Source organism: Nonomuraea sp. KM88 (assembly GCF_052245635.1).
Classification (GTDB): Bacteria; Actinomycetota; Actinomycetes; order Streptosporangiales; family Streptosporangiaceae; genus Nonomuraea.
On record NZ_JBQQCC010000001.1, the window covers coordinates 111736 to 136134 of the forward strand.

Sequence of the window (24399 nt, forward strand, 5' to 3'; positions counted from 1 at the left end):
CTACCACGGGAGCGTGCCCGAGACGTCGAAGTAGCCCCCGGTCGGGCCGCCGGGGCCCACCTGCGCCATCCGTACGATGATCTCGGCCCCCTCCTCCACGGTCTGCGTGCCCATGTGCCTGTTGAGGTCCGTCGCGGTGTAGCCGGGCTCCACCGCGTTGATCCGCATGCCGGGGAACGCCTTCGCGTACTGCACGGTGATCATGTTGACCGCGGACTTCGAGGCGGGGTAGGCGACCCCCGGGTAGGCGTGCGTCGGCGTGTCCGGAGTGGTGACCCTGGTCAGCGACGCCAGGCCGCTGCTGACGTTGACGATGACCGGGGCCGCCGAGCGCCGCAGCAGCGGCAGGAAGGCACGGGTGACGCGCACGAGGCCGACGACGTTGGTCTCGAACGTCGTGCGCATGATGTCGGCGGTCACGTCCGCGGGGCCGATGACGCCGCCGTCACGGGTGCGCTCCTCGATGCCTGCGTTGTTCACCAATACGTCGAGCCCCCCGCCGGCCTCGACGGTCTTGGCCGCGGCCGCGACCGAGTCGTCATCGGTGGCGTCGAGCTGGACGTACCGGGCGCCCAGCCGCTCGGCCGCGCGGCGCCCGCGTTCGGCGTCCCTGCTGCCCACGTACACGGTGTGACCTGCTTCGATGAGGCGGCGGGCGGTCTCGAAGCCCAGCCCCTTGTTCGCTCCGGTGATCAGTGTTGTCGTCATGCCCTCAAGCCTCTGGCGGGGCGGCGCGGGCGGCCAGCCGTCCGGTCTTCCTGGGACCGCCAGTACCAGGCGGGCACCCCGGTGTTGGGGGCAGACTGGTGGCATGACGGCGACGGAGTTCGGGCAGGCGGTGCGGCGCTGGCGCGACCGGGTCTCGCCCGCGACCGTCGGGCTGCCGGCCTCCGGGCAGCGGCGCGCGGCCGGGCTGCGCCGGGAGGAGCTCGCCCTGCTGGCCGGGATCTCCGCCGACTACATCACCCGCCTCGAACAGGGCCGGGCCGCCAACCCGTCGGCGCAGGTCGTCGAGGCGCTGGCGCGGGCGCTGCGGTTGTCGGCCGACGAGCGCGCCTACCTGTTCCGGATGGCCGGGCTCGAGCCGCCGGGGCCGGAGATGGTGCCCGGGTTCATCACCCCGAGCGTGCAGCGGCTGCTCGACAGGCTGGCCGGCACGCCCGTCGGGGTCTACGACGCGGCCTGGACGCTGCTCCTGGCCAACCCGATCTACGCGGCGCTGATGGGTGATCCGTCCGGATGGCGGGGCGACGAACGCAACGGCGTGTGGCGCAACTTCGCCGGGCCCGGCGGCCGGGTGCGCCACACGCCCGAGGCGCGGCGCGCGTTCGAGGCCGCGCTGGTCGCCGACCTGCGCGCCACCGCCGGGCGCTATCCCGCCGACCAGCAGGTGCGCCGCCTCGTCGCGCGGTTGCGCGCGAGCAGCGACCGGTTCGCCGAGCTGTGGGACTCCGGCATCGTCGGCCGGCACGAGGCGGCGCGCAAGACGATCGATCATCCGCAGGTGGGCGCCTTGACGCTCGACTGCGACGTGCTCAGCGTGGCGGGCAGCGACCTGCGCCTCATGGTCTACACCGCGGAGCCAGGCACCGACGACGCCGAACGCCTCGCGCTGCTGGCCGTCCTCGGCACCCAGGCGCTCATGGGCTAGCGAGCAGGTTCTTCAGCGCCTCGCGGCGGCTCAGACCCGAGATGCCCTTGGCGTTGACGTAGCGTACGACCTCGGCGGGGCTGGTCTTGGCGTATTCGCGTAACGCCCATCCGATGGCCTTGCGCGCGAAGAAGTCGTTGTCGGACAGGCTGGGCTCGATGCACGCGTAGAGCAGGGCCGTGTCGGTGCGCGCCTTGAAGCGGTTCTGGCAGAGGATCGCGGTGCGGCGCTTCCACAGGTCGGCGTCGTGCGCCCACTCCAGCATGAGCGGCCGCATGGTGTCGGGGAACGCGGCCAGCAGCCCGCCGACGCGGTGGGTGGCCAGCTCGTCGACCAGATCCCACCAGGCGCCGGTGACGATCATCTCTTCGTACATCGGCACGGTGTAGAGGGTCTGGAACTCGCGGTAGTAGTGGTGGCCGGACAGCTCGACGGCGGCGTAGCGCTCCTCGCGGTATTCGGCCTCCCGCCACAACGCCAGCACCGCCCGCCGCCACTCGGGCGCGGTCTCCAGCCGGTGCCCGGCGAACACCCGCCGCAGCGCCGCCCGCCTGGCCACGGCCTGGACGCCGAGGAACGGCAGCGCGGACTTCATGTACGCGCGCATCGCCTCGGCCTTGGCCGGCTCGGCGACCTCCTGCAGTGCCAGCCGCACCGCCTTGCCGAGGCTCATTTCCCGTGGGTGGTGCGCTCGCCCGTGGCGATCCCGTCGAACAGCACGGTGATGTAGTGCTCGGCCAGGCCGCTGGTGTTGAGCCTGCCGCCCGGCCGGAACCAGCGGACCGCGACCCAGATGGTGTCGCGGATCATACGGTAGGTCAGCTTGGGGTCGACGTCGGGCCGGAACAGACCGGCCGCCTGGCCGGCCTTGATCTGCGCCACCCACATCTGCTCGACCTCGTCCTCGGCCTTGACGAGGTAGTTGAACCGGGGGAACTGGCGCAGATAGTTCCAGTCGTTCTGCATGACGGTGATCGCGGCGCGGTGGGGCTCGAGCGTGCCGAAGCCGATGCGGACCATCTCCGACAGCACAGTGCGCGCGTCGCCTCCGGACTCGAGGGCGGCGCGGTAGCGGGCGATGAGGTCGTCGAGGAAGGTGGAGAGCACCTCGTCGACGATCGTCTCCTTGGAGTCGAAGTGGTGGTAGAGACTTCCGGAGAGGATGCCGGCCTCGTCGGCGATCTCGCGGACGGTCGTGGCCTGGAAGCCCTTGCGCGCGAAGAGCTCCGCGGCGAGCTTGACGAGGTGGTCGCGCCGCTCTGACGCCGACCCTGACGAGGTCGTGCGCTGGCGCTTGGCCGGGGTGGTCGCGGTGCCGGAGTTCTTTCGCGTGGTCACGTTCCCATTATGGAGCCTCAGACAATCGCTTGTTCACCCAACGTGCCCAGTTCATGCGGCATTCCGCGTGCGACCAAGCGCTTGCTACAATGCGATGATGAGCGAGGCCTACATCGTCGGAGCCGTCCGCACCCCCGTCGGGCGCAGGAACGGCGGACTGGCCGGAGCGCACCCCGCCGACCTCGGCGCCCACGTGCTCAAGGAGCTGATGCGCCGCACCGGCGCCGACCCCTCGGCGGTCGACGACGTGATCTTCGGCTGCGTCGACACCATCGGCCCCCAGGCCGGCGACGTCGCCCGCACCTGCTGGCTGGCCGCCGGCCTGCCCGAGGAGGTGCCGGGCGTCACGATCGACCGCCAGTGCGGCTCCTCCCAGCAGGCGCTGCACTTCGCCGCACAGGCCGTGCTCTCCGGCACGAACGACCTGGTGGTGGCCGCCGGCGTGCAGAACATGAGCATGGTCCCCATCTCGGCCGCGATGCTCGCGGGCCGACCGCTCGGGCACGAGACCCCCTTCGCGGGCTCCAAGGGCTGGGCCGAGCGGTACGGCACGCGGGAGGTCTCGCAGTTCGCCGGAGCCGAGCAGATCGCCGCCCGCTGGGAGATCACCCGCGAGGAGATGGAGCGGTACGCGTACACGTCGCACCGGCGGGCCCTGCACGCCATCGAGGCCGGTCGCTTCCGGCGCGAGATCGCCGCCTTCGAGGGCGTCACGGCGGACGAGGGCCCGCGCGCGGACACCTCGCCCGAGAAGATGGCCGGGCTCAAGCCCCTGACCGAGGGCGGCAGGCTCACGGCGGCCCTGGCCTCCCAGATCTCCGACGGCGCCGCCGCCCTGCTCGTCGCCTCGCCCAGAGCCGTACGCGAGCACGGCCTGACCCCGCGCGCCCGCGTACGCCACCTGTCGGCCCGCGGCGCCGACCCGATCATGATGCTCTCCGCTCCCATTCCCGCCACCGCCCACGCCCTCCGCGTGGCCGGCATGTCCATCGGCGACTTCGCGGCGATCGAGGTGAACGAGGCGTTCGCCTCCGTCGTGCTGGCCTGGATGAAGGAGACCGGCGCCGACCCCGCCAGGGTCAACCCGAACGGCGGCGCGATCGCGCTCGGCCATCCGCTCGGGGCGACCGGCGCGGTCCTGGCGGTGCGGCTGCTGCACGAGCTGGAGCGCACGGGCGGCACGTACGGCCTGCAGGTCATGTGCGAGGGTGGAGGTCAGGCGAATGTCGCCGTCATCGAACGGCTCGCCGGCGCGGGGGCGGCCTGACGTCAGAAAATGCCACTAGCAAATAGGAAACTTTCCTATTAGATTGCGGGTCATGCCCATGAGCGGTGACCTGCTGCGCCTTGCCGACGCCGTCCTGTTCCCCGGTTTCACCGGACACGAGCCACCCGACTGGCTCCGCCGCCGGCTCGGCGAAGGGCTGGCCGGGGTTGCGCTGTTCTCGCGCAACATCGCCGATCCTGCCCAGGTGGCCCGGCTGACCGCCGCCCTGCGCGCGGAGAACCCCTCGGTGCTCGTCGGCGTCGACGAGGAGTCAGGCGAGGTCACCCGGCTGGAGGCGGCCACCGGCAGCAGCCGCCCCGGAGCGTACGCGCTCGGCGTGGTCGACGACGTGGCCATGACCGAGACCCTGGCCGCGGACGTCGGCGCCGACCTGGCCCGCGCGGGCATCTCGATCGACTTCGCCCCCTCCGCCGACGTGAACTCCAACCCGGACAACCCGGTCATCGGCCTGCGCTCCTTCGGCGCCGACCCCGCGCTGGTCTCCCGGCATGCCAGGGCGTTCGTCCGCGGCCTGCAGTCCGCCGGAGTGGCCGCCTGCGTCAAACACTTCCCCGGCCACGGGGACACCACGGTCGACTCCCACCACGGCGTGCCCGAGATGGCCGCGGACGGCGTCGAGGACGCGCTGCTGCCGTTCGCCGACGCCGTCAGGGAGGGCGTCAGGGCGGTCATGACGGGCCACCTCCTCGTGCCCTCGTACGACGGCGAACTGCCCGCCACGCTCAGCCCCAAGGTGCTCACCGGGCTGCTGCGCGAGGAGCTGGGATTCCAAGGGATGATCATCACGGACGCCATCGAGATGGCCGCGGTGACGGCGGCGTACGGGATCGGCGGCGCGTCGGTCCGGGCCATCGCCGCCGGGGCCGACGCGATCTGCGTCGGCGGCGAGCACGCCGACGAGGCCACCGCCACGGGGATCCGCGACGCGATCGCCGCCGCGGTGACCCAGGGACTGCTGCCCGAGGACCGGCTGGCCGACGCCGCTCGCAGGGTCCGCGAGCTGGCGGCATGGACCGCGTCCTCGGGCAGCCCGGCGGGGGCCGGGGGCGAGGGCGGCGCGGGATCCGGCGCGCACGCCCACGCCGCGAACGACGGCGGCGCCGGGCTGGTGGCGGCCCGGCGGGCCGTCAGGGTCGTGCGGCGCTCCACCGAGCCGGAGCTGCCGCTGGCCGCGGCCCCGCACGTGGTGGAGCTGGCGCCGGAGATGAACCTGGCCATCGACCGGCACACCCCCTGGGGCGTGGGCGAGCCGCTGGCCGGGCTGCTGCCCGGCACCGCGGTCACGCGCATGACCGCGGGAGAGGCGGCCGGTCCCGCACTGGAGCGGCTGCTCGCCGCGGCGGCCGGCCGCCCGCTGGTCGTGGTGGCCCGGGACGCGCACCGCCACCCGTGGCAGGAGGAGGCGCTGAGGCACCTGCTGAGCGCCCGCAAGGACGCCGTGGTGGTCGAGATGGGCCTGCCCGCCCGCTCGGACCTCGGAGCCGTGCACATCGCCACGTACGGCTCCGCCCGGGTCTGCGGCCAGGCCGCCGCGGAGATCCTGGCCGGTAGTCTCTGAGACCGTGAACTTCGACGGCGAGGACCTCTCCCGCAAGGCGCTGTCCGAACGGCTCGATCCCGAAGAGAGCCACGTCTTCCGCGGATGCGACCTCACGGAGACCGACCTGTGGGGCGCCTCCCTGGCCGGGGCCCGCTTCGAGTCGTGCGTGCTGGATCAGACCGACTTCCGCAAGGCCGACCTCGACGGGGCGGTCTTCACCGGCGGGGGCGGGATGCGCACCCGCTTCAACGACGCCGACCTCATCGACGTGGCGTTCACCGACGTCGACCTGTCCTCGGCCCAGTTCGGCGGCGCGCTGCTCACCGACGTGTCGTTCACCGGCTGCCGCATGATCGGCGCCGCGCTGACCGCCTCGCGCGGCACCGGCTTCACGGTCACCCGCTCCAACCTGACGCTGGCCAACCTCGGGGGCTGCTCGCTGCGCGGCGAGCACATCGAGGGGGTCCGCTTCGACGACGCCGACCTGTCGGGCTGCGACTTCACCGAGGCCACGCTCAGCGACTGCCGCCTCATCGGCACGCGCCTGCTGGACACCACGTTCACGAAGGCCGACCTGCGGGGCGCCGACCTGGGTCAGCCCGACGACGCCAAGCTCCGGGCGTTCGCGGGCGCCGTCATCAACCAGGCGCAGGCCAACGCCATCCTCGCCGCCCGCGGCATCACGGTCCTCTGACCTCGCCGGGACGGAGGGCCGCACCGGATATCCGCCCGGGCGGGCTCAGCGCGTCGCCGGGCCGGCCATGGCGCGGTCTCGGCCGACGGGCTCAGCGCTCCGGCAGGCGGGCCAGAGTGGCCTCGGCCTCGGCCATGACGCGCTCGATCAGTTCCCGGCATGACGGCAGGTCCCCGATGACGCCCACCACCTGCCCGGACGCCATCACCCCGAGATCCGCCCGCCCGTCCACCATGGCCGCCCGCAGCAGCACCGGCGTGTTGGCCGCCTGCAGCACCTGGGCCCAGGTCAGCTCCCTGCCCCGCCGCATCCGCCGCCCTTCGCGGATCAGCCCGGCCCACGACAGCCCCGACAACCGCCGGAACCTGGCTCCGTTCACCACCGCCCGCACCAGCCGCGACCGTTCCAGCGAGGTCACGAACGGCGTCCGCAACACCCGGTGCGGAACCCCGTCCACCCTGGTGGTCACCACGGTCTCCCGCGCCGCCAGGTAGAGCTTCTTGACCTCGTCCGGCACGGGGGAGTCGCTGGTCAGCAGGAACCGGGTGCCCATGGCGATCCCGCAGGCGCCGTACGCCAGCGCCGCCACCAGCCCGCGCCCGTCGAAGAAGCCGCCGGCGGCGATCACCGGAATGTCCACGGCGTCCACGACCTGGGGCAGCAGCAGCGTCGTGGCGAGCGGCCCCGTGTGGCCGCCGCCCTCGCCTCCCTGCACGATCACCGCGTCGGCGCCCCACCCGGCCACCTTCTCCGCGTGCCGGAGCGCCCCGACCGACGGGATCGTGACCACGCCCGCGTCCTTGAGCCGGGCGATCAGCTCCCGCCTGGGCGCCATGGCGAACGACGCCACCCGCACGCCCTCGCGGACCATCACCCCGACCCGCTCGGCGGCGTCGCCCGCGTCGGAGCGGATGTTGACCCCGAACGGCGCGTCCGTGCGCTCCTTCACCCGCCTGATCGCGGCGGTCATCTCGGGCACGGACATGGTCGCCGCCCCGATCACGCCCAGGCCGCCCGCCCGGGAGGCGGCCGCCGCCAGCCGGGCGCCGGCGACGTACCCCATGCCGGTCTGCACGATCGGATGCCGGCAGCCGGTCAGCGAGGTCAGGGCGGTCCTCACGCGGCGACCTCCCGGTCGCGCGAGCGCGCGGGGTCGAGCCGGTCCAGGACGAGCAGCTCCTCCTCGGACGGTTCCCGCGTTCGCGGCACGTCCCGGGGAAGGTCGAGTGCGAACCCGGTCGCCGCCACCACCTCGTCCACGCTCACCCCCGGATGCACGGACACCAGCCGCAGCGAGCCGTCAGGGGCGCCGAAGTCCAGGACGGCCAGGTTCGTCACCACCCGCCGCAGCCCGAACGCCCCTCGGTCCGTGCCGAGCCCGCTGACCATGTCCACCTCGGGCACGAACACGCGGGGAGAGTGCCGGGGGATCCAGTAGCTCGTCGGGTCGCACCGCGTGTTGCCCGGCGCGCCCCGCACGCCCAGCAACTGCGCCTTGGGCCGGGCCCAGTCGCCGATGCAGGAGATGTTCGTGTTGCCGTACCGGTCGATCTGGCTCGCCCCGAGCATGACGTGGCGGCGGCCGTTCAGCACCAGCCACAGATGCTCGCGGAACGGCAGCCACCCCTCCACCGCCTCCGGCGCCTCGCCCAGCGCGGGCACGTCGCCGGTGAGCAGGCAGGTGCCGTCGTGCGTGAGCAGGCCCGGCTCGAACGTCAGCCGCGCCAGCCGCGCCGCCAGCACCGTGACCGGCCCGCCGATCCCGGCCGCCAGGATCTCCCCGTCGCCCCTGAACGCCTCCGCGCACGCGACCACGCACACGTCAGCCCTACCGTTCATGGGGCCGCTCATGGGGTCGCTCATCCCATTCCTCCCAGGGCGTTTCCGCGTAGCGCCGCTGGAGCGCCTCGTCACGCCCGTAGTCGGGCTCGCACGAGGTGAACCCGGCCCCGCCGGGCGCCACCACGACGCCCGTCACCATCGACCGGCTGATCAGCAACGACTGCAGCGGACCCTCCTTGAGGAGGTCGTCCACCACCCGCTCGCACGAGACGTAACAGCGCGCGGCAGCCTTGGCGTAGAGGTCGTCGAGGTACGGATCCGGACCCAGGTACTGCGCGTTGCCCCGCGCGTCCGCCCGGTTCACGTGCACCAGCGCCACGTCCATCGTCAGCGCCGGGACCGCGACCAGTTCCTCCCCGTCCGCGTACGGTGACCGGACCGTCCGCAACTCCGGGTTGACCCGCATCACGTCCGACCCCAGCCCTGCCCGCGTCGGCAGGAACGGCAGCCGGTGCGCCGCCGCCAGCAGCCCGAACATGAACATGCCCTCGTCGTACTCGGTGAACGCGATCGTCCCCGTCTGCCTGGCCCGGCGGAAGTGCGGCTCCAGCGGGATGGAGTCGAGCGTGACGAACGGGGCCACGACCCTGCGCGCCTTCCCCGCCGCGCAGAGCATGCCGACGTCGGGGCCGCCGTACGAGATGAGCGTGAGGTCGCGGACGGGGGAGCGGAGGATCGCGCGTACGAGGGCCATCGGCTTGCGGCGCGAACCCCAGCCGCCGATCCCGACCGTCATGCCGCTCTCCACCGAAGCGGCGACCTCCTCGGCCGTCATCACCTTCGTCATGCGAACCGCTCCCTGTGCCGCTCGCCCGCGCCCATCAGGTTCAGCTCGAAGGTGAAGCCCTGCTCGAAGCGGTAGCTGCGGTTGACGTCCACCGGGTCGATGCCGTTGAGCGACTCCTTGGCGCAGCGGATGACGTACGGGTCCTTCACGGCGATCTGTTCCGCCACCTGGGCCGCCGCGTCGCGCAGCCGGTCGCGCGGCACCACCTCCAGCACCGAGCCGAACGCGTGCAGCTCGGCCGCCGTGACGTTCCTGCACGTGTAGACCATGGCCCGCATCAGGTGCGGCGGCACGAGCCTGGCGAGGTGCGTGGCCGCGCCCAGCGCGCCCCGGTCGACCTCGGGCAGGCCGAAGTAGGCGTCGTCGCTCGCCACCACCACGTCGGCGTTGCCCGCCAGCCCGACGCCGCCGCCCAGGCAGTGCCCGTGGACGGCTGCGACCACCGGCACCGCGCACGCGTAGACCGCCGCGAACGCCGCATGACACGCCCGGTTGACCGCGACCAGCCGCGCGTGCCCGTCGGCGTCCCGCAGCTCCTTGATGTCGACTCCGGCGTTGAACCCGCGCCCCTCCGCACGCAGCACGACCACCCTGGTGCCCGGATCGCAGCCGGCCGTCCGTACGGCCTCGGCCAGTTCCTCCCAGGCCCGTACGGCCAGCGCGTTCACCGGCGGCACGTCCACGACGACCTCGGCGACCGGCCCGGCCCGCAGCGTGATCCCCAACCCGACTCCCTGGTTTCACCTAACGCTTGCTTGGTACGGTAGCACCCGTGACCGTGACTTACGACCACACGGGCAGGACCGTCCTGGTGACGGGCGGCACCAGGGGCATCGGCGCCGCCATCGCCAGGGCCTTCCACGACGCGGGCGCCACCGTCACCATCTGCGCCCGCACCCCACCCGCCGAAACGCCCACCCACCCCCGTGGGATCCGGTTCGTCCAGGCCGACGTGCGCGACCCCGAGGACGTCGACCGGCTCGTCTCCGGCTTCGACCGGCTCGACGTGGTGGTCAACAACGCGGGCGGGTCGCCGAACGCGCCGGTGGACGGCACCTCGCCGCGCCTGCACGCCCGCGTCATCGAGCTCAACCTGACGGCCCCGCTGCTCGTGTCGCAGCGCGCGTACCCGCTGCTCGCCGCCTCGTGCGGCGCGATCGTGATGATCGGCAGCGTCAGCGGCAGCCGCCCCTCGCCCGGCACCGCCGCGTACGGCGCCGCCAAGGCGGGCCTGCACCACCTGGCCCGCTGCCTGGCCGCCGAGTGGGCGCCACGCGTACGGGTCAACACGATCGTCGTCGGCCTGGCCGCCACGACCGGCGCCACCCCTCACTACGACCCCCGCCAGGGCGGCCCGGCGACCGACGGCCATGTCCTGGTGCGGGAGGGCGGGCCGGCGGGCACGGTTCCGCTGATCGCCGGCGCGCCGGGGCCCGATGAGACGGGCGCCGGACGGATCGGGGCGACCATCCCGGCGGGCCGGATGGCGGCGCCCGGCGACGTGGCCCAGGTGTGCCTGTGGCTGGCGGCGCCCGGCTACGTGACCGGCGCCGAGGTGCGGGTGGACGGCGGCGGCGAGACCCCGGCCTGGCGCCACCTGACCGCGAGATCCCGCTGAGCTCACCGGCGGGAGCCAGGGCTCATCGGTACGCCTCCTCGGGGGTTAGCGCGCACAGCTTCGACAGCGCGTAGTGGGTCTGGCTCTTCACGGTGCCGATGGAGACGCCCATGAGCTGTGCCGTCTCGCGTTCGGTGCGGTCCTCGAAGAAGCGCAGCACGATGACCGCCCGCTGCTTCGGCGTGAGCTGGGCGAGCGCGTGGCGCAGGGCCAGGCGGTGTCTCGTCGTGTGACTGCCCGATCTCGGGCGGTTCGGCTCCCGTGAGGGGCGCCGGGTTGGAAGCGTCAGCACAGCGCGTACGGGTCGTGAGGCGGTGTCGAAGCGGGCCGGACCCCCGCGGGTCACCGGCGCCTCGTGGCCGCGTCATGGCCGAACAAAGTTCTGATCACTCAGAGCTACTCATCGGCAACGTACGGTTATATGCTCGCACTGGCCTTGATCCGCTGAGGTCAACAAAGGTCAATGGGGCTGGTGGTGCGCCTTCGGGCCCACGGCGTCCGCTGCCTCCGGCGACTTCCATACCGGTGAAGGAGCAGAAGTGATCAAAAGGGTGTGCGCCGCGGCCGCGGTGTCGGCGGTCGCCGGCGGGCTGCTGTTCGCCGTCCCCGCTCACGCCGATGACGTGGCCGGGCCCTGGGATGGGCGCTCCTGGGCGGCCAACTGGAGCCGTAACAGCGACTCGACCCAATCCGGCAACAACTTCGCCGACGTCTTCGCCACCAACCGCGGCCAGGACCACTCGACGAACGTCAACAACGTCAACGGCATAGCCCCGACCGCCACCAACGGCGGCATCACGGTGATCTACATCTTCGACTGACCGGCTGACGTCCGACCAACCCGAACAGTGACCCGAACAGTGAAAGGACCTCACATGAAGAAGCTCTGCGTGTCCGGCATCGTCGTCGCCGCCGCGACCGGGATGGCCCTCATGTCGGCCCCCGCGTTCGCCGACACCAACGCCGGCAACGCAAGCCGCAACCGCAACGCCATCCAGTCGGGCAACAACTTCGGCAACGTCGTCAACAGCAACGTGAGCGGTCGCGGCGCGACCGGGGTCAACAACGTCAACGGCGTCGCCGTGACCGCGACCCACGGTGGCGACGTGGCCATCGACGACGTGCTCGACTAGTCCAGAGCCACGGCGCCGCGATCCGCCAGAACGCGCGCGCCACGAGCCCCGGGCCAGGCCGGACCCGCCGGGAAGGTGCTCGCCGCCGTCCCCGCACCCTTCCCAGTGACGGGGCCGGCCTGGCCCGGCTCTTTCAGCAGGAGATCCCGCCGTCCACCGGGATGACCGTTCCCGTCAGATACGCGCCCGCCCGCGACGACAGATAGATGGCCGCGCCCGCCATGTCCTCGGGGCGCCCGATGCGGCCCAGGGGCACGCTGGAGGCGATGCTCTCGCGGGTCTCGGGGTCGTTCAGGGCGAAGGCCATCATCTTGGAGTCGAACGGCCCGGGTGCGATGGCGTTGACCGTGATGTGCTCCACGGCCAGGTGCCTGGCCAGGTGCCGGGTGAGCATGTGCACGGCCGACTTCGTCGAGGAATAGGCATAGCTCGGCAGCGCCGGCACCCTGATCCCGTCGATCGAGCCCACGTTGATCACGCGCGCCGGGTCGTCCGCGCTCGCCGCCTCCCTGAGCCTCGGCAGGAACCGCTGGGTCAGGTAGAAGACCCCCTTGACGTTGATGTTCCAGAGCTTGTCGAAGGCGTGCTCCGGATATTCCTCCAGCGGCGCCCCCCAGGTGGCGCCCGCGTTGTTGACCAGCACGTGCAGCGGCCCGTCCACCGCCGACACCAGTGACTCAAGCCCTTCGGGCGTGGACAGGTCGGCTGGCACCGCGACGCAGCCCAGCTCGGCCGCCGTCTTCTCGACCTCGGCCGTCTTCCGGGCGGATATGTAGACGGACGCCCCCGCCTCCACGAACCCGGCGGCGATCATGCGCCCGATGCCGCGCGATCCGCCCGTGACGACGACTGTCTTGCCTTCCACCGAGAACAGAGTCATGTTCCGGAAGCATGCCATACCGAACGGTCGGTTGCTAGCTGCCGGTTTCAGACGCCGGGGAGCCGGCCGTTGCGGAACAGGTCGACGAACTTCTGGTGGTCCTCGCGGGCCTGGGCCCCGTACCGATGGGCGAAATCCACCAGCATGCCGATAAATCCGGACCTGTCGCTGCCGATCACGTCCACGATCGCCTCCTCCGTCGAGAAGTCGACGAGGTCGTGGCTGGACTCGTCGTCGGCCACCGAGTGCATGCGCGCCACCGCCCGTCCCAGGTCCTGGACGATCGAGCGCAGCTCGGCCGGTTCGTTCACGTCGTCCCAGTCCAGGTCCGCCGAGTACGGGGACACCTCCGCCACGAGCTGCCCCACCCCGTTGAGCGTGGTGTACCCGAGCCAGGGATCGGCGTAGTCCTGCAACGCCCGCTGGGACTCGGCCGTACGGTGCCCCTGGTGCTTGAAGTACGCCGACACCTTCTCGTCGGCGACGTGCCGCGCCACGGCGGGCGCCGCCGCCTGCTTCATGTAGAGGATCACGTCGTTCTCCAGCGCCTGCGACCGCCCTTCGAGCAGCAGGTTGTACGACGGCAGCCCCGCCGACCCGATGCCCACGCCCTTGCGCAGCGCCACGTCCTTGATCACCTGTTCGACCGGGTCCACCCGCACCGGCAGCGTGGTCAGGTAGTCGACGAACGCGCCCAGCACGGCCTGCCGGGTCGCCGCGTCCACCGGCTCCCGCCCGTCCACGAGCACGAAGCGCCGGTCATAGCCGTCGATCACGGTCTCGGCGTCCAGCAGCGCCACCCGCGTGCGCAGCCGGGCCGTCTGCAGCACGCGGTGCAGCACGCCGGTGGTGGTGTCCAGAGTGAGCGAGCCGATCGCGTCGTCGCCGTCCGCCGCGATGGCGGTCAGCTCGACCAGGTACGCCCCGGCGAAGTCGGTCACGAGCATGCTGATCGAGTCGTCGGACAGCGCCTTGGCGTACCCGAGCAGGGCCACGCTGGCGGCGAACCGCTTGAGGTCCCAGACGTAGGGGCCCACGTACGCCTCGTCGAAGTCGTTGACGTTGAAGACGAGCACCCCGGAGGCGTTCATGTACGTGCCGAAGTTCTCCGCGTGCAGGTCGCCGTGGATCCACACCCTGCTGGTCGGCCCGTCGAGGAAGGAGCCGTCCGCGTACTCGCCGGTCATGTCGGCGTAGAACAGGCAGGCACTGCCCCGGTAGAAGGCGAACGGCGAAGCCGCCATCTTCCGAAATTTCCGCCTGAACGCCGCAGGATCTGTCGTGATCGACTCGCCGAACTCCGTCATGAGGACATCGAGCAGGAACGAAGAGCGTGTGCCCATAGTGGGGACAGTAGGTCGCGACGCCCCTCCCGCCTACCCTGATCTTTCCCTGACCATCAGGGTCGCGTCCCTCGCACGAGAGTCACGGGTGTTGTGCGGAGACCGAGACCACCTCGCCCGTCATGTACGACGAGTAGTCGCTGGCCAGGAAGACGATCACGTTGGCCACCTCCCACGGCTCCGCCGACCGGCCGAACGCCTCCTTGGCCGCCAGCTCCGCCAGCAACTCCTCCCCGGTCACCTTCGCCAGATGCGGGTGGACCGCCAGCGACGGCGCCACGGCGTTCACCCGTACCCCGTGCTCGGCCGCCTCCAGGGCGACGCACCGGGTCAGGGCCATCACGCCGGCCTTGGCCGCCGCGTAGTGCGCCTGGCCCGGCTGGGCCCGCCAGCCGAGCACCGAGGCGTTGTTGACGATGACGCCCGAGCCCTGCGCGGTCATCTGCCTGAGCGCGGCCCTCGTGCAGCGCATGGTGCCGGTCAGGGTGACGTCGACGACCGTGTGCCACTGCTCGTCGGTCATCTCCGCGAGCGGGGCCGTGCCGCCGAGCCCGGCGTTGTTCACGACCACGTCCAGCCTGCCGTGCGCCTCGACCGCCGCGTCGAACAGCGCCAGCACCTGCGCCTCGGAGGTCACGTCGCACGGAACGGCCAGCGGCGTGACGCCGACGAGGTCGGTCAGCGCGTCGGCGGCGGCGGCCAGGCGGCGCTCGTGCCGGTCGGAGACGACGACCGTCGCGCCCTCCTCGGCGCAGCGCCTGGCCGTCGCGTATCCGATGCCGGCTCCCGCGGCCGCCGTGACCAGCGTCACCTTGCCGTCGAGCAGTCCGTGCGCCTTGGGGTAGGGCTGGGGCATGAGCAGTCCAATCAGCGGGCCGATCAGCGGGCCGATCAGCGGGCCGATCAGCGGGGGAGTCCGAGCGTGCGCTCGGCGATGATGTTCCGCTGGATCTCGCTGGATCCGGCATAGATCGTGTCCGCGCGGCTGAACAGGTAGAGGCGCTGCAGCTCGTTGAGCCCGCCGTCGGCCACCAGGCCGGCCCTGCCCTGTACGGCCTGCGCCAGCTCGCCCAGCCTGCGGTGCCACTCCGACCAGTAGAGCTTGGCGATCGACACCTCGGCGCCGGAGCCGGGGCGGAGCATCCTGAGCGCGTTGAGGCGCATGATCTCCAGCTCCAGCCACGATCTGACGAGCCGGTCGCGCAGCACGGGATCGTCCGCCGCGCCCGTCCGCCCGGCCGTCGCGATCACCTCGGCCAGCTCGCGCCGGAAGCCGATCTGCTGCCCGAGCGTGGACGCGCCCCGCTCGTAGCCGAGGGTGGCCATCGCCACCCGCCAGCCGTCGCCGGGCGCGCCGAGGACGTTGCCCGCCGCCGTCCGTGCCCCGTCGAAGAACACCTCGTTGAACTCGGACGTCCCGGTCAGCTGGACGATCGGCCGGACGACGACCCCGGGCTGGTCCATGGGGACGAGCAGGTACGACAGTCCGTTATGCCGCCGCGAGCCCTCCTCCGTACGGCACAGGGCGAAGCACCAGTCGGCCACGTGGGCCAGCGAGGTCCACACCTTCTGGCCGGTGACCACCCACGTGCCGCCCTCCAGGCGGGCCCTGGTCTGGACGTTGGCCAGGTCGGATCCGGCCTCCGGCTCGGAGTAGCCCTGGCACCACAACTCCTCACCGCGCTGGATCGGCGGGAGGAAGCGCTCCTTCTGCTCGCCGGTGCCGAACTCGAGGATGGTCGGGCCGATCAGCCCTTCGCCGATGTGGCCGACCCTGGCGGGGGCCCGCGCCCTGGCGTACTCCTCGTGGAAGGCCACCTGGTCCTCCAGGGAGGCGGCGCGGCCGCCGTACCGACGGGGCCAGCCGAGGCAGGTCCAGCCGGCCCTGCCGAGGTGGCGCTCCCACGCCAGCCGCTCCTCGTGCCTCTCGTGCTCGCGTCCCGGGCCGCCCAGCCCGCGCACACGGGCGAACTCGCCGCTCAGCGCCTCCTCCAGCCAGGCCCGCGCCTTCTCGCGAAAGCCGCCCGGCGTCCGCGGGTCAGGCAGGCGCAACGAAGCCGCCGTAGCCGCCGCGGAAGAACACCAGCGGGCCGCCGTCCGCGTGGGTGTCGAGCTGGAGCACCCGGGCCACCACGATCATGTGGTCGCCCGCCAGGTGCTCGGCCTCGACGGCGCAGTCGATCCAGGCCAGCGCGCCGTCGAGCACGGGGTTGCCGCCGGGGGAGCCGGTCCACGTCAGGCCGGCGAACTTGTCGCCGCCCTTGGCCGCCAGCTGGGCGCACACGGACTGCTGGTGCCCGGCCAGCACGTTCACCGTGACGACCTTGGCGCCGCGCACCCTGGGCCAGCTCGTGCTGGTGTGCGCGACGCAGAACGCCACGAGGGGCGGATCGAGCGAGACCGAGGTGAAGGAGTTGGCCGCCAGGCCACAGGGCTCCTCGCTGACCGGCTCGACCGCCGTGATGGCCACCACGCCGGTCGCGAACCTGCCGAGCACCTGGCGGAAGCGGAGGGTGTCGAGGTGGCCTTGTGAGGGGCCGGGCGGCATGGCGGCTCCGTTGCGGACTCTGCGCTGATGGGGCGTCGGAAGGCCGCGACAGCCGTCCGGCGCGATGAGCCGGGCAGCGTGTGTGCTCATGGTCCGCCTCCTCGTCCACCGGGGGCGCCTAATATTACCAAGCGCTTGCTTGGACGGTAGGGTGAACCCGGGAACAGTGTCAAGCCGGGCCACGGGAGGTGCGTTGACATGGGTGAAACGTCCTGTCTAACGTGACGGATGTGCCCAAGCGCTTGCTTGCTTTCTCTGATCTGACCGCGATCGCCGGGGTCGGCTACACCCCCTTCACCAAGAACTCGGGCGTCAGCACCCTGACGCTGGCCTGCCGTGCCGTGCTGGCCGCCCTGGAGGACGCCGGGCTGCCCGTGGACCAGGTGGACGGCCTGGCCACGCACCGTGTGGGAGACTCGGCCCCGCCGACCCTGGTCGGCCCCGCCCTCGGACTGGCGGACCTGGCCTGGCACCTGGACCAGTTCGGCGGGGGCAGCGTCTCGCACGCGGTCGTCGGCCAGGCGGCGCTGGCGGTCGCGACGGGCATGGCCGAGACGGTCGTCTGCTACCGGGCCGTCAACGCCCGTTCGGAGTTCCGTATGGGCGGCACGGGCCGGGGCGTGCCGGTGAGCCCGGAGGTGCAGTACCAGGCCCCGTACGGCTATGTCGCGCCACCGCAGCAGTACGCCATGTACGCCCGCGCCCACATGTTGAAATATGGGACAAAAGCCGAGCACTTCGGGCAGCTGGCCGTCATCCAGCGCGCGAACGCCGCCCGGAACCCCCGCGCCCTGATGCGCACCCCCATCACCCTGGACGACTACCTGGCGAGCCGGTGGATCGCCGAGCCGTTCCGCCTCCTGGACTGCTGCCTGGAGACGGACGGCGCCTGCGCCGTCGTCGTCACCACCGCCGAACGCGCCCGAGCCCTGCGCCGCCCTCCCGTGCTGATCTCCGCTACGGCCTGGGGCGGCGGCACCACCCACCTTTCGGGCCCCGGCGCCGACCCCACGGTGACCGCGGCCGCCGCCCTCGCCCCACGCCTGTACGCGCAGGCCCGTCTCGGGCCCGGCGACATCGACGTGGCCGAGCTGTACGACTGCTTCACGTACTCGGTGATCGTCCAGCTGGAGGACTACGGCTTCTGCGGCAAGGGCGAGGGCGGGCCGTACGTCGCCTCGGGCGCCACCGCGGCCGGCGGCCCGCTTCCGGTCAACACACACGGCGGTTTCCTGTCCGAGGGCTACGTGCACGGCATGAACCACATCGCCGAGGCGGTCTCCCAGCTGAGGGGCGACGCCGGCGAGCGCCAGGTGCCGGGCGCGGAGGTGGCGCTGTCCACGGCCCAGCCCGGCTACGTCCTTCCGGCCACCTCGGCCCTGATCCTGCGGAGGGCGTGATGGCGGGGTACCGGCCGGAGCCCGACCGGGATTCCCGGGAGTGGTGGGAGCGGGTCGGCAGGCGGGAGTTCGCGGTGCAGGTGTGCGACACCTGCGGCACGGCCCGCTTCCCGGCCAGGGCGTTCTGCGCGCGATGCCGTACGGAGGGCGCGCACTGGCGGGAGGTGGCGCCGGAGGGAACGGTGGAGAGCTGGATCGTCAACCACCAGCCCTTCGTGCCCGGCCTGCGGGAGCCGTACGTGGTGGTGATGGTCAGGCTGGTGGCGGTCCCCGGCTGCTTCGTGTACGGGAACTGGCGCGGCCGGCGGCCGCCGGAGCATGGCGAGCGGGTCACGGCTTCCTACACCCGGGTCGACGCGGACCTGACCCTGGTCGACTGGCGGCCAGAGCCCTAGACGATCGTCGGTCGCGGCGCAAGGTCTCGCGCTGGTCGATCTTGCGTCGCACATTCGATTGGTACCGGAAAACCCCACCAGCCCCGCCTTTCCCAAGCGGCTCACGGGTCCGGCCCCGAGGGTTGATGATGATGCGGTAGGCGTCGACGCGGACGGCTCGGTGGTGGCTGGCGTGAGAGGTTCTGGCGTGGTGACGGGCGCGACCGTGAGGTCGTGGGTCGTGATCCTGCCCGCCGGTGAGCCTGCCTTCGCGCCTGCCCGCGCCTGGCCGTGTCCGCCCAGCCTGGCCCGGGCGCCGCCTGACCGGAGCGAGCCTCGCAACGGGAGAAGAGGCTGCAGCCGGTCGAATTCCCGGGCAACTGGTCGGTCCTCGGAGGAAAACGCGTCCTGGCGGGCGTGGGGGACCCGCCAGGACGCGCTTCCTGCCCCGTGTGCGACGGCGCCAGGACTCCGGCGAGGGATGGAGTCCTAGGCCGTTAGTTCACACACGGAGTCGGTGGGGAGGGAGAAGGTTTGCGCTGCCGGCGACATGCGGCGATGTCTTGAGCTGGGTCAATCGGGTCATCGTCGGGGTGCGTGACGGGGGCGCCACCCTCCTCATTCCAGACAAAGGTTCCGTCTTCGCACCACACGGTCAGCTCAGTCAACGTCGATTGCACGGAGGTGCCATTGCTCTGGTAGGTGTGGGTGGACCCCTGGCGACACAACACGTAACGCAGTAAACGTGTTGTGTCGCGAGAGGCATGCCAGCGCGGGTATGGCATATCCGTGCGGTCCGGCAACACTGGCCTTCACCTCCTCACCGGCCTATAGATGGATTTGTACCAACGAATGGATGATGGGCCGGGCGAGGGGGTTTGGTCAAGGGGTTGTGGCCTGCTAGAACCAGATCGTCTAAATTGTTGGAACAAAAGGGGTGAAAGTGGCAAGGTCGGTGCTGTATCAGCAGGTGGCTTCGGAGTTGAGACGAGCCATCTACTCGGGTGTCCTCGGCCCCGGGGCGCAGCTGCCGACCGAGGCGCAGCTCATGGAAGACCATGGGGTGAGCAGGAACACCGTCAGGCTGGCCCTCGGCGAACTCGTCAACGAAGGGCTGGTCACGCGCACGCCGCGGCGCGGGACGGTGGTCCGGGACCGCAGACCGCTGCTGATCTATCCGCAGCGGGAGCTGGAGCCGCAACCCAGTGGGGAACTTCGGGAAGCCTTCGCCTACGCCGTGGCGCAGGAGGGCCGTGCCCCGAGCCAGTACATCGAGGTCCTGACGGTGTCTCCAGTCGAGGAGATCGCCAGCAGGCTGGAGTTGGCCGACGGGGAATTGGCGGTGGTGAGACGCCGTCTGCGGTTCGTGGACGGCCAGCCGTACAACACCAACGATTCCTACTTTCCACGTGATCTCGTCGCCGACTCCGAGATCGCCAGGCCCGGAGACATCGCGCGAGGGGCGAACCGGGTGCTGGAAGAGCTGGGGCATGCGCAGATACGCGTCGTCGACGACATCTGGGCCCGCATGCCCAACCAGGAGGAAGCCGAGCGCCTCCAGCTCGAACTCGGCACGCCAGTCATGGTCTATGTCCGCGTTGGTTTCGACGGGGCCGACATGCCCGTGCGTGTCGCGGTGTCGGTGCTGCCCGCCGACAAACATCTGATCAGATACGAGCTCGATCGCCGCTGAAGAGCTCGTTCGAAGGGGTGATCCCGCCGGCCGGGCGCAGCGAGAATTAGCCGCCTCGCTGGCCTCGGGGAGTCGTGCATACTCCCCCAAATCGCCATTTATCCATATATATCGGGTTAAGGCCCTTTTCGGCCACCGCGCACCATCGCGTCATCACGCTTTGTGCCAGCGCGGGCACCCGACGCAACGGGAGTTGTATTATGCACACGAACACGCTGCTTCATCCGCTCGCGCTCCGGCGCGCGGAACCCGCGGACCTTCCCGGCGTACTCACTCTCCTGGCGGACACCGCCGAGTGGCTCCATACGCAGGGTCTCAGGCAGTGGCCCCGCGGGGGTTTCGGTCCCGAGCGGATCGAACCGCTCATCGAGGAGCGGGTGCTCTTCCTGCTCGACGACGAGCTCAGATATCTCGACCCCGACGAAGCGGCACCACCGGTTGCCACCATAGCCCTCGACGACCACGCCGACCCGGAATTCTGGACACCCGCCGACGATCCGGGCGCGGCACTCTACATCCACAAGCTCGCCGTCGCCCGGCCGTGGTCGGGCAGCGGTCTCGGTGACGCCCTGCTCGACTGGGCCGGAGCCGCGGCCTGCTCCGCGGGGCTGCCCTGGCTGCGGCTCGACTGCGCCAAGGGCAATCCGCGCCTGCAGCGCTACTACCGCACCCGGGGGTTCCGGCACGTCCGTACGGTGGACCTGCCGCACCGGTCCTCCGGGGCCCTTTTCCAGCGCCCCTCGCTGGACCTTCCGGCCACGGCCTTCCGTGACCTGACGATGGCGGAGCTGATCAGCGCCTGACACTCCTGGCCCGGCCCCCGCGCGGGGGCCGGGCCCGCGTGTACGCCCCGTGGACCGGCGGACGCCGCCCGCCCGCGACCCCACCCGCAGCCCGCCGGTGCGCGGCCCCGCAGGAGGGCTCTCAGGCGGGCGGAGAGGCACTGTGAGGGTGTCATCCTGCCGCCTTTTGGGCTATGGCGGCAGAAGGGTGCAGAGCACCATATAGCCTCTCCTGCATGACCGGATCCCTGCTCGAGGTGATCGCGCTCAACGTGCGCGACGCCGTGGCCGCCGAACAGGGCGGAGCCGACCGGCTTGAGGTCGTCGCCGACATGGCGGCCGACGGGCTGACCCCCTCCCCGGAGACCGTGGCCGCGATCGCCGCGGAATGCCCCCTCCCCCAGATGGTGATGCTCCGGCGCGACGCCGGCTTCGCCGCCGACGCCGACGCGCTCGACCGGCTGGCCCGCGACGCCAAAGCACTGGCGCAGGCGGGGGCGGCGGGGTTCGTGTTCGGTTTCCTGGACGGGGCCGGCGCGGTCGACCTGGCGGCCACCGAGGCGCTCATCCACGCCGTCTCCCCGCTGCCCTGGACGTTCCACCGAGCCGTCGACCACGCCGCCGACGTGCAGGCGTCGTGGCGGGCCGTGCGGTTACTCCCCAACCTGGCCACCGTGCTCACCTCGGGCTCTCCCACGGGCGTGGGGAGCGGGCTGCCCGTGCTGAAGGCACGCGCCGGGGCGGGCGACGGCTCGATCATCCTGGCCGGTGGCGGCCTGCGGCCGGCGTACGTGCCCTCCCTGCTCGACTACGGCATCCGCGCCTTCCACGTCGGATCGGCGGTGCGGGCGAGCTGGTCGGACCCGGTCGAGTGGCGCCTGGTACGCCAGTGGCGCGCCCTGGTCGAACGCGACTGAGCCGCGGCCTTCACGGAAGGGTCAGGTCGGCGCGGCGGAGGGCGGCCGCGAGCGTGCGGATCGTGGCGGGCTCGTCCATGACGCCTCCGCCCGCCTGCCGCTGCTCCTCCCACGCGCTGACCCGCTCCCGGTAGGAGTCGTAGCGGGCCAGGTGGAAGGCGTAGACGGCGGCGAACCTGCTCACCAGGTGTGACGGGTGCATGTCCCAGCCCTGGTAGAAGCCGTGCCGCAACGAGTGCCTGACGAGCTCGGCGTGCCGGCGCCACAGCGCGTGCACGTCCTCCTTCCCGCCGGAGGCCGGCGAGGCGGCCAGCGAGCCGTCGGACAACTCCACCCCCGTGCCGGCGAACGCCGTCTGCATCACGTGCCTGGCGTGGTCGCAGGCCGGATGGTCGAGCCGCTGCTCGTGCGGCGGCAACCCGATGGCCGCCGTGTAGTCGAAGACCCCGAAATGCGCCGCCGCCAGCCGGCCGTCCAGCGACTCGGGCAGGTCACCGCGCAGGAAGTGCAGCGTCTGCGGCGCCTCCACCTGTATCTCGAACCGCAGCCGCGTCCCGAGCCCGCTCTCCAGCCGCGCCAGCACCCCGGCGAACTGCCCGAGGTAGGCCTCCATCAGCACCTTGGGGAAGGTCACCACGAACCCGCCGGGCAGTTCCCCGGCCCGCGCGACCACCCCCGTGACGAACCCGTCGAGCGTGCGCGCCGACCGCTCGGGGTCGCCGTCGGCGAACGACTTCACCCGCAGCCCCCACCGCCGCGGCAGCGCCCCGGCGGCGTGCAGCGCGGCCACCGCCTCGGCCGCCTGCTCCACGTGCCCGTCCTCGACCCCGTCAGGGCGTACGCCGTAGCCGTCCTCGAAGTCGACGCGCACGTCCTCGACGGGCGCGGACGCCAGCTTGCGCACCAGCCGCTCGTGGACGGCCGGCGCCAGCCCGCCGGGCACGCCGAACACCTCGGCCAGCTCGCCCGGGCCGGCCAGATGGGCCTCGACCAGGGACGCCGCCTGGTCGCCCCACGCCGAGACCGTGCCGGCCGTGAACCGGTCGGCGGGGACGTAGACGGTGTGGACGGGCTGCCACTCCAGCTCGCCGGCGGGATAGCGGGCCAGCTGGACCGTGTACGCCTGCGCGAAACCCCTAAGGCCGGCACGCACGGAGCATGGCCTCCAAGCCCACGAGCTTGACGCGCTCGCCCCTGCCGAGCGACCTGGCCAGCTCGGCCTCGGCCCGCTCGATCGCCAGCCACTCCTCGTACGTCACCGGCCGCACCCCGCGCTCGGCCAGCAGCGCGTCGACGGAGCCGCGGTGAGCCCGCTCGTGTCCCGCGAGGTCGGCGAGGAGCGTGCGCACGGTCTCCGCGGCGTCGGACTTGTTGGTGCCGATCACCCCGGTGGGCCCGCGTTTGAGCCAGCCGGCCACGTATTCGCGCTCGCGCACCCGGCCGGCCTCGTGCGGCACGGTCATGGTCGCCTCGGAGAACGGCACCCCGGGCAGCGGCACGCTCTGGTAGCCCACGGAACGCAGCACCATGCCGACGGGCAGCGTCTCGAACTCGCCCGTGCCGACCACGCGGCCCTCGTCCGACAGCCGGGTGCGTTCGAGCGTGATGCCCTCGACCCGCTCGGTGCCGAGGATCTCCACGGGCCGCAGCCAGAAGCGCACGTCGAGGCGGCGCGGCCGGCCCACCGGCTCGCGCCCGGCCCACGACTGCAGGACCTTGATGTTGCCCTGGACCTGGCGCGGGAAGTCGCCGCCCAGCACGACCGCCTCCTCCGGGCGGACGCAGACGTCGGCGTTGGCCAGCTCGCCGAGCTCGCGCAGCTCCTTCAGGGTGAACTTGGCGTGCTCGGGGCCACGGCGGCCGATCATGTGGATGGCCTTGACCTGGCTGTGCTGGAGGCGTTCGAGCACGTCATGGGGTACGTCGGTCGAGCGCAGCTCGTCGGACGTCTTGGCCAGCACCCTGACGACGTCGACGGCCACGTTGCCGACGCCGATCACCGCGACCTCGGAGGTGTCGAGCGTGAACCTGCCGGAGTCGACGTCGGGATGGCCGCAGTACCAGTTGACGAAGTCGGTCGCCGCCACGCTGCCCGGCAGGTCCTCACCGGGGATGCCGAGCTTCCTGTCGACCATCGCGCCCGTGCAGTAGACCACCGCGTCGTAGACGCCGAGCAGGTCCTCGACGGAAAGGTGCTCGCCCAGCGTGACGCCGCCGAGGAAGCGCACCTCCGGGAGTTCCAGCACCCTGCGCAGGTAGTTGGCGATCGACTTGATCGACGTGTGGTCGGGCGCGACGCCGTACCTGACCAGCCCGTACGGGGTCGGCAGGCGTTCGAGCACGTCGACATGGACAGGCTCTGACGACTGCTTGACCAGGGCCTCCGCCGTGTAGATCCCGGCGGGACCCGACCCGATGACCGCCACGTGCAACGCCACGCTGCCTCCTAAGACCCGGTCGCACGAGACATGTGTCCCCTTAAGTACAACCGGCCGGTGTGATCGATGTATCCCCGATCGCCGACCCGGATGAACGCGGCCGGTGAACGGCGCACAACCGGGCAGTGCCGGC

Annotated in this window: 27 protein-coding genes; 12 read left to right on the plus strand and 15 right to left on the minus strand. The window is 71.8% G+C overall.

The genetic code is table 11. The features are described from left to right. Positions 1-708 carry an SDR family NAD(P)-dependent oxidoreductase gene (locus ACTWPV_RS00545; protein WP_347641497.1) on the minus strand — a complete coding sequence of 236 codons (708 nt, stop codon included), beginning with the start codon at positions 706-708 and terminating at the stop codon, positions 1-3. Between the two features lie 103 nt (positions 709-811). On the opposite strand from ACTWPV_RS00545, the gene ACTWPV_RS00550 reads away from it, so the two are divergent. After that, entirely contained in the window at positions 812-1651 is an 840-nt protein-coding gene (locus ACTWPV_RS00550; protein ID WP_347641498.1) for a helix-turn-helix domain-containing protein, read from the plus strand. Here the strand turns inward: ACTWPV_RS00550 and ACTWPV_RS00555 are convergent. After that, positions 1641-2324, minus strand: coding sequence for a DNA alkylation repair protein (locus ACTWPV_RS00555; protein ID WP_443150160.1), 684 nt, complete (start codon positions 2322-2324; stop codon positions 1641-1643). The genes ACTWPV_RS00550 and ACTWPV_RS00555 overlap by 11 nt on opposite strands. Continuing rightward, a complete protein-coding gene (locus ACTWPV_RS00560; RefSeq protein WP_347641500.1) occupies positions 2321-2989 on the minus strand; it encodes a TetR/AcrR family transcriptional regulator in 669 nt (222 codons plus the stop codon). The genes ACTWPV_RS00555 and ACTWPV_RS00560 overlap by 4 nt, the downstream gene beginning before the upstream one ends. 97 nt (positions 2990-3086) lie before the next feature. On the opposite strand from ACTWPV_RS00560, the gene ACTWPV_RS00565 reads away from it, so the two are divergent. From ACTWPV_RS00565 to ACTWPV_RS00575, 3 genes are read left to right on the plus strand one after another with little or no spacing between them, the layout of a single operon-like run. Then, positions 3087-4256 carry an acetyl-CoA C-acetyltransferase gene (locus ACTWPV_RS00565; RefSeq protein WP_443150161.1) on the plus strand — a complete coding sequence of 390 codons (1170 nt, stop codon included), beginning with the start codon at positions 3087-3089 and terminating at the stop codon, positions 4254-4256. A 52-nt stretch (positions 4257-4308) separates the two neighbouring features. After that, positions 4309-5835, plus strand: coding sequence for a glycoside hydrolase family 3 protein (locus ACTWPV_RS00570; RefSeq protein ID WP_347641502.1), 1527 nt, complete (start codon positions 4309-4311; stop codon positions 5833-5835). 4 nt (positions 5836-5839) lie between these two features. Then, positions 5840-6511 (plus strand): pentapeptide repeat-containing protein, encoded by a 672-nt coding sequence (locus tag ACTWPV_RS00575; RefSeq protein WP_347641503.1) that lies wholly within the window; start codon positions 5840-5842, stop codon positions 6509-6511. Between the two features lie 91 nt (positions 6512-6602). Here ACTWPV_RS00575 and ACTWPV_RS00580 read toward each other — a convergent pair whose 3' ends face one another. Genes ACTWPV_RS00580 through ACTWPV_RS00595 form a run of 4 tightly spaced genes read right to left on the minus strand, consistent with a single transcriptional unit; the run spans position 6603 to position 9865 of the window. Next, positions 6603-7631, minus strand: coding sequence for an NAD(P)H-dependent flavin oxidoreductase (locus tag ACTWPV_RS00580; protein WP_443150162.1), 1029 nt, complete (start codon positions 7629-7631; stop codon positions 6603-6605). Then, positions 7628-8350 carry a CoA-transferase subunit beta gene (locus tag ACTWPV_RS00585; RefSeq protein ID WP_443150163.1) on the minus strand — a complete coding sequence of 241 codons (723 nt, stop codon included), beginning with the start codon at positions 8348-8350 and terminating at the stop codon, positions 7628-7630. The genes ACTWPV_RS00580 and ACTWPV_RS00585 overlap by 4 nt, the downstream gene beginning before the upstream one ends. Beyond that, the gene (locus ACTWPV_RS00590; RefSeq protein ID WP_443150164.1) at positions 8340-9140 is read right to left on the minus strand and encodes a CoA transferase subunit A; all 801 of its coding nucleotides are present in this window, start codon (positions 9138-9140) and stop codon (positions 8340-8342) included. Before ACTWPV_RS00590 ends, ACTWPV_RS00585 begins: the two co-directional genes overlap by 11 nt. Next, positions 9137-9865, minus strand: coding sequence for an enoyl-CoA hydratase family protein (locus ACTWPV_RS00595; protein ID WP_443150165.1), 729 nt, complete (start codon positions 9863-9865; stop codon positions 9137-9139). Before ACTWPV_RS00595 ends, ACTWPV_RS00590 begins: the two co-directional genes overlap by 4 nt. Before the next feature lie 47 nt (positions 9866-9912). On the opposite strand from ACTWPV_RS00595, the gene ACTWPV_RS00600 reads away from it, so the two are divergent. Continuing rightward, the gene (locus ACTWPV_RS00600) at positions 9913-10758 is read left to right on the plus strand and encodes an SDR family oxidoreductase (RefSeq protein WP_443150166.1); all 846 of its coding nucleotides are present in this window, start codon (positions 9913-9915) and stop codon (positions 10756-10758) included. A 22-nt stretch (positions 10759-10780) separates the two neighbouring features. Here ACTWPV_RS00600 and ACTWPV_RS00605 read toward each other — a convergent pair whose 3' ends face one another. Then, complete coding sequence (locus ACTWPV_RS00605) at positions 10781-11050, minus strand: sigma-70 family RNA polymerase sigma factor (RefSeq protein ID WP_443150167.1); 270 nt, start codon at positions 11048-11050, stop codon at positions 10781-10783. Positions 11051-11297: 247 nt separating this feature from the next. Here ACTWPV_RS00605 and ACTWPV_RS00610 point away from each other — a divergent pair, with 247 nt between their 5' ends. After that, positions 11298-11579: a hypothetical protein gene (locus ACTWPV_RS00610; RefSeq protein WP_347641510.1), complete on the plus strand. Its 282-nt coding sequence runs from the start codon at positions 11298-11300 to the stop codon at positions 11577-11579. A gap of 54 nt (positions 11580-11633) precedes the next feature. Then, complete coding sequence (locus tag ACTWPV_RS00615; protein WP_132507351.1) at positions 11634-11891, plus strand: hypothetical protein; 258 nt, start codon at positions 11634-11636, stop codon at positions 11889-11891. Between the two features lie 133 nt (positions 11892-12024). On the opposite strand, the gene ACTWPV_RS00620 is transcribed toward ACTWPV_RS00615, so the two are convergent. From ACTWPV_RS00620 to ACTWPV_RS00640, 5 genes are all read right to left on the minus strand, one after another. Then, positions 12025-12756, minus strand: a complete 732-nt coding sequence (locus tag ACTWPV_RS00620) for an SDR family oxidoreductase (RefSeq protein ID WP_347641511.1) — start codon at positions 12754-12756, stop codon at positions 12025-12027. Positions 12757-12818: 62 nt separating this feature from the next. Beyond that, positions 12819-14114, minus strand: a complete 1296-nt coding sequence (locus ACTWPV_RS00625) for a DUF2252 domain-containing protein (protein WP_347641512.1) — start codon at positions 14112-14114, stop codon at positions 12819-12821. An 82-nt stretch (positions 14115-14196) separates the two neighbouring features. Then, positions 14197-14970 (minus strand): SDR family oxidoreductase, encoded by a 774-nt coding sequence (locus ACTWPV_RS00630; RefSeq protein ID WP_347641513.1) that lies wholly within the window; start codon positions 14968-14970, stop codon positions 14197-14199. Positions 14971-15017: 47 nt separating this feature from the next. Beyond that, a complete protein-coding gene (locus ACTWPV_RS00635; protein WP_443150168.1) occupies positions 15018-16166 on the minus strand; it encodes an acyl-CoA dehydrogenase family protein in 1149 nt (382 codons plus the stop codon). Continuing rightward, the gene (locus tag ACTWPV_RS00640) at positions 16153-16752 is read right to left on the minus strand and encodes a flavin reductase family protein (protein ID WP_443150169.1); all 600 of its coding nucleotides are present in this window, start codon (positions 16750-16752) and stop codon (positions 16153-16155) included. Before ACTWPV_RS00640 ends, ACTWPV_RS00635 begins: the two co-directional genes overlap by 14 nt. A gap of 140 nt (positions 16753-16892) precedes the next feature. Here ACTWPV_RS00640 and ACTWPV_RS00645 point away from each other — a divergent pair, with 140 nt between their 5' ends. From ACTWPV_RS00645 to ACTWPV_RS00665, 5 genes are all read left to right on the plus strand, one after another. Beyond that, positions 16893-18062 (plus strand): thiolase C-terminal domain-containing protein, encoded by a 1170-nt coding sequence (locus ACTWPV_RS00645; RefSeq protein WP_347641516.1) that lies wholly within the window; start codon positions 16893-16895, stop codon positions 18060-18062. Next, positions 18062-18457: a Zn-ribbon domain-containing OB-fold protein gene (locus tag ACTWPV_RS00650; protein ID WP_347641517.1), complete on the plus strand. Its 396-nt coding sequence runs from the start codon at positions 18062-18064 to the stop codon at positions 18455-18457. The genes ACTWPV_RS00645 and ACTWPV_RS00650 overlap by 1 nt, the downstream gene beginning before the upstream one ends. A gap of 922 nt (positions 18458-19379) precedes the next feature. Then, positions 19380-20129 carry a GntR family transcriptional regulator gene (locus tag ACTWPV_RS00655; RefSeq protein ID WP_347620337.1) on the plus strand — a complete coding sequence of 250 codons (750 nt, stop codon included), beginning with the start codon at positions 19380-19382 and terminating at the stop codon, positions 20127-20129. 200 nt (positions 20130-20329) lie between these two features. Continuing rightward, entirely contained in the window at positions 20330-20932 is a 603-nt protein-coding gene (locus ACTWPV_RS00660) for a GNAT family N-acetyltransferase (protein ID WP_347641518.1), read from the plus strand. 215 nt (positions 20933-21147) lie between these two features. Continuing rightward, positions 21148-21828, plus strand: coding sequence for a copper homeostasis protein CutC (locus tag ACTWPV_RS00665; protein ID WP_347641519.1), 681 nt, complete (start codon positions 21148-21150; stop codon positions 21826-21828). Positions 21829-21838: 10 nt separating this feature from the next. On the opposite strand, the gene ACTWPV_RS00670 is transcribed toward ACTWPV_RS00665, so the two are convergent. Both ACTWPV_RS00670 and ACTWPV_RS00675 read right to left on the minus strand, forming a co-directional pair. After that, the gene (locus ACTWPV_RS00670) at positions 21839-22981 is read right to left on the minus strand and encodes a DUF6986 family protein (protein ID WP_347641520.1); all 1143 of its coding nucleotides are present in this window, start codon (positions 22979-22981) and stop codon (positions 21839-21841) included. After that, positions 22965-24266, minus strand: a complete 1302-nt coding sequence (locus ACTWPV_RS00675) for an FAD-dependent oxidoreductase (RefSeq protein ID WP_443150170.1) — start codon at positions 24264-24266, stop codon at positions 22965-22967. Before ACTWPV_RS00675 ends, ACTWPV_RS00670 begins: the two co-directional genes overlap by 17 nt. Between the last annotated feature and the right edge of the window lie 133 nt (positions 24267-24399).

What these genes read in the sequence shown, in the direction of transcription:
- ACTWPV_RS00640 (WP_443150169.1), bottom strand. Translation starts at nt 16,752, where the DNA reads ATGAGCACACACGCTGCCCGGCTCATCGCGCCGGACGGCTGTCGCGGC.
- ACTWPV_RS00590 (WP_443150164.1), bottom strand. Translation starts at nt 9,140, where the DNA reads ATGACGAAGGTGATGACGGCCGAGGAGGTCGCCGCTTCGGTGGAGAGC.
- ACTWPV_RS00555 (WP_443150160.1), bottom strand. Translation starts at nt 2,324, where the DNA reads ATGAGCCTCGGCAAGGCGGTGCGGCTGGCACTGCAGGAGGTCGCCGAG.
- ACTWPV_RS00545 (WP_347641497.1), bottom strand. Translation starts at nt 708, where the DNA reads ATGACGACAACACTGATCACCGGAGCGAACAAGGGGCTGGGCTTCGAG.
- ACTWPV_RS00570 (WP_347641502.1), top strand. Translation starts at nt 4,309, where the DNA reads ATGCCCATGAGCGGTGACCTGCTGCGCCTTGCCGACGCCGTCCTGTTC.
- ACTWPV_RS00550 (WP_347641498.1), top strand. Translation starts at nt 812, where the DNA reads ATGACGGCGACGGAGTTCGGGCAGGCGGTGCGGCGCTGGCGCGACCGG.
- ACTWPV_RS00650 (WP_347641517.1), top strand. Translation starts at nt 18,062, where the DNA reads ATGGCGGGGTACCGGCCGGAGCCCGACCGGGATTCCCGGGAGTGGTGG.
- ACTWPV_RS00585 (WP_443150163.1), bottom strand. Translation starts at nt 8,350, where the DNA reads ATGAACGGTAGGGCTGACGTGTGCGTGGTCGCGTGCGCGGAGGCGTTC.
- ACTWPV_RS00615 (WP_132507351.1), top strand. Translation starts at nt 11,634, where the DNA reads ATGAAGAAGCTCTGCGTGTCCGGCATCGTCGTCGCCGCCGCGACCGGG.
- ACTWPV_RS00625 (WP_347641512.1), bottom strand. Translation starts at nt 14,114, where the DNA reads ATGGGCACACGCTCTTCGTTCCTGCTCGATGTCCTCATGACGGAGTTC.
- ACTWPV_RS00565 (WP_443150161.1), top strand. Translation starts at nt 3,087, where the DNA reads ATGAGCGAGGCCTACATCGTCGGAGCCGTCCGCACCCCCGTCGGGCGC.
- ACTWPV_RS00630 (WP_347641513.1), bottom strand. Translation starts at nt 14,970, where the DNA reads ATGCCCCAGCCCTACCCCAAGGCGCACGGACTGCTCGACGGCAAGGTG.
- ACTWPV_RS00665 (WP_347641519.1), top strand. Translation starts at nt 21,148, where the DNA reads ATGACCGGATCCCTGCTCGAGGTGATCGCGCTCAACGTGCGCGACGCC.
- ACTWPV_RS00660 (WP_347641518.1), top strand. Translation starts at nt 20,330, where the DNA reads ATGCACACGAACACGCTGCTTCATCCGCTCGCGCTCCGGCGCGCGGAA.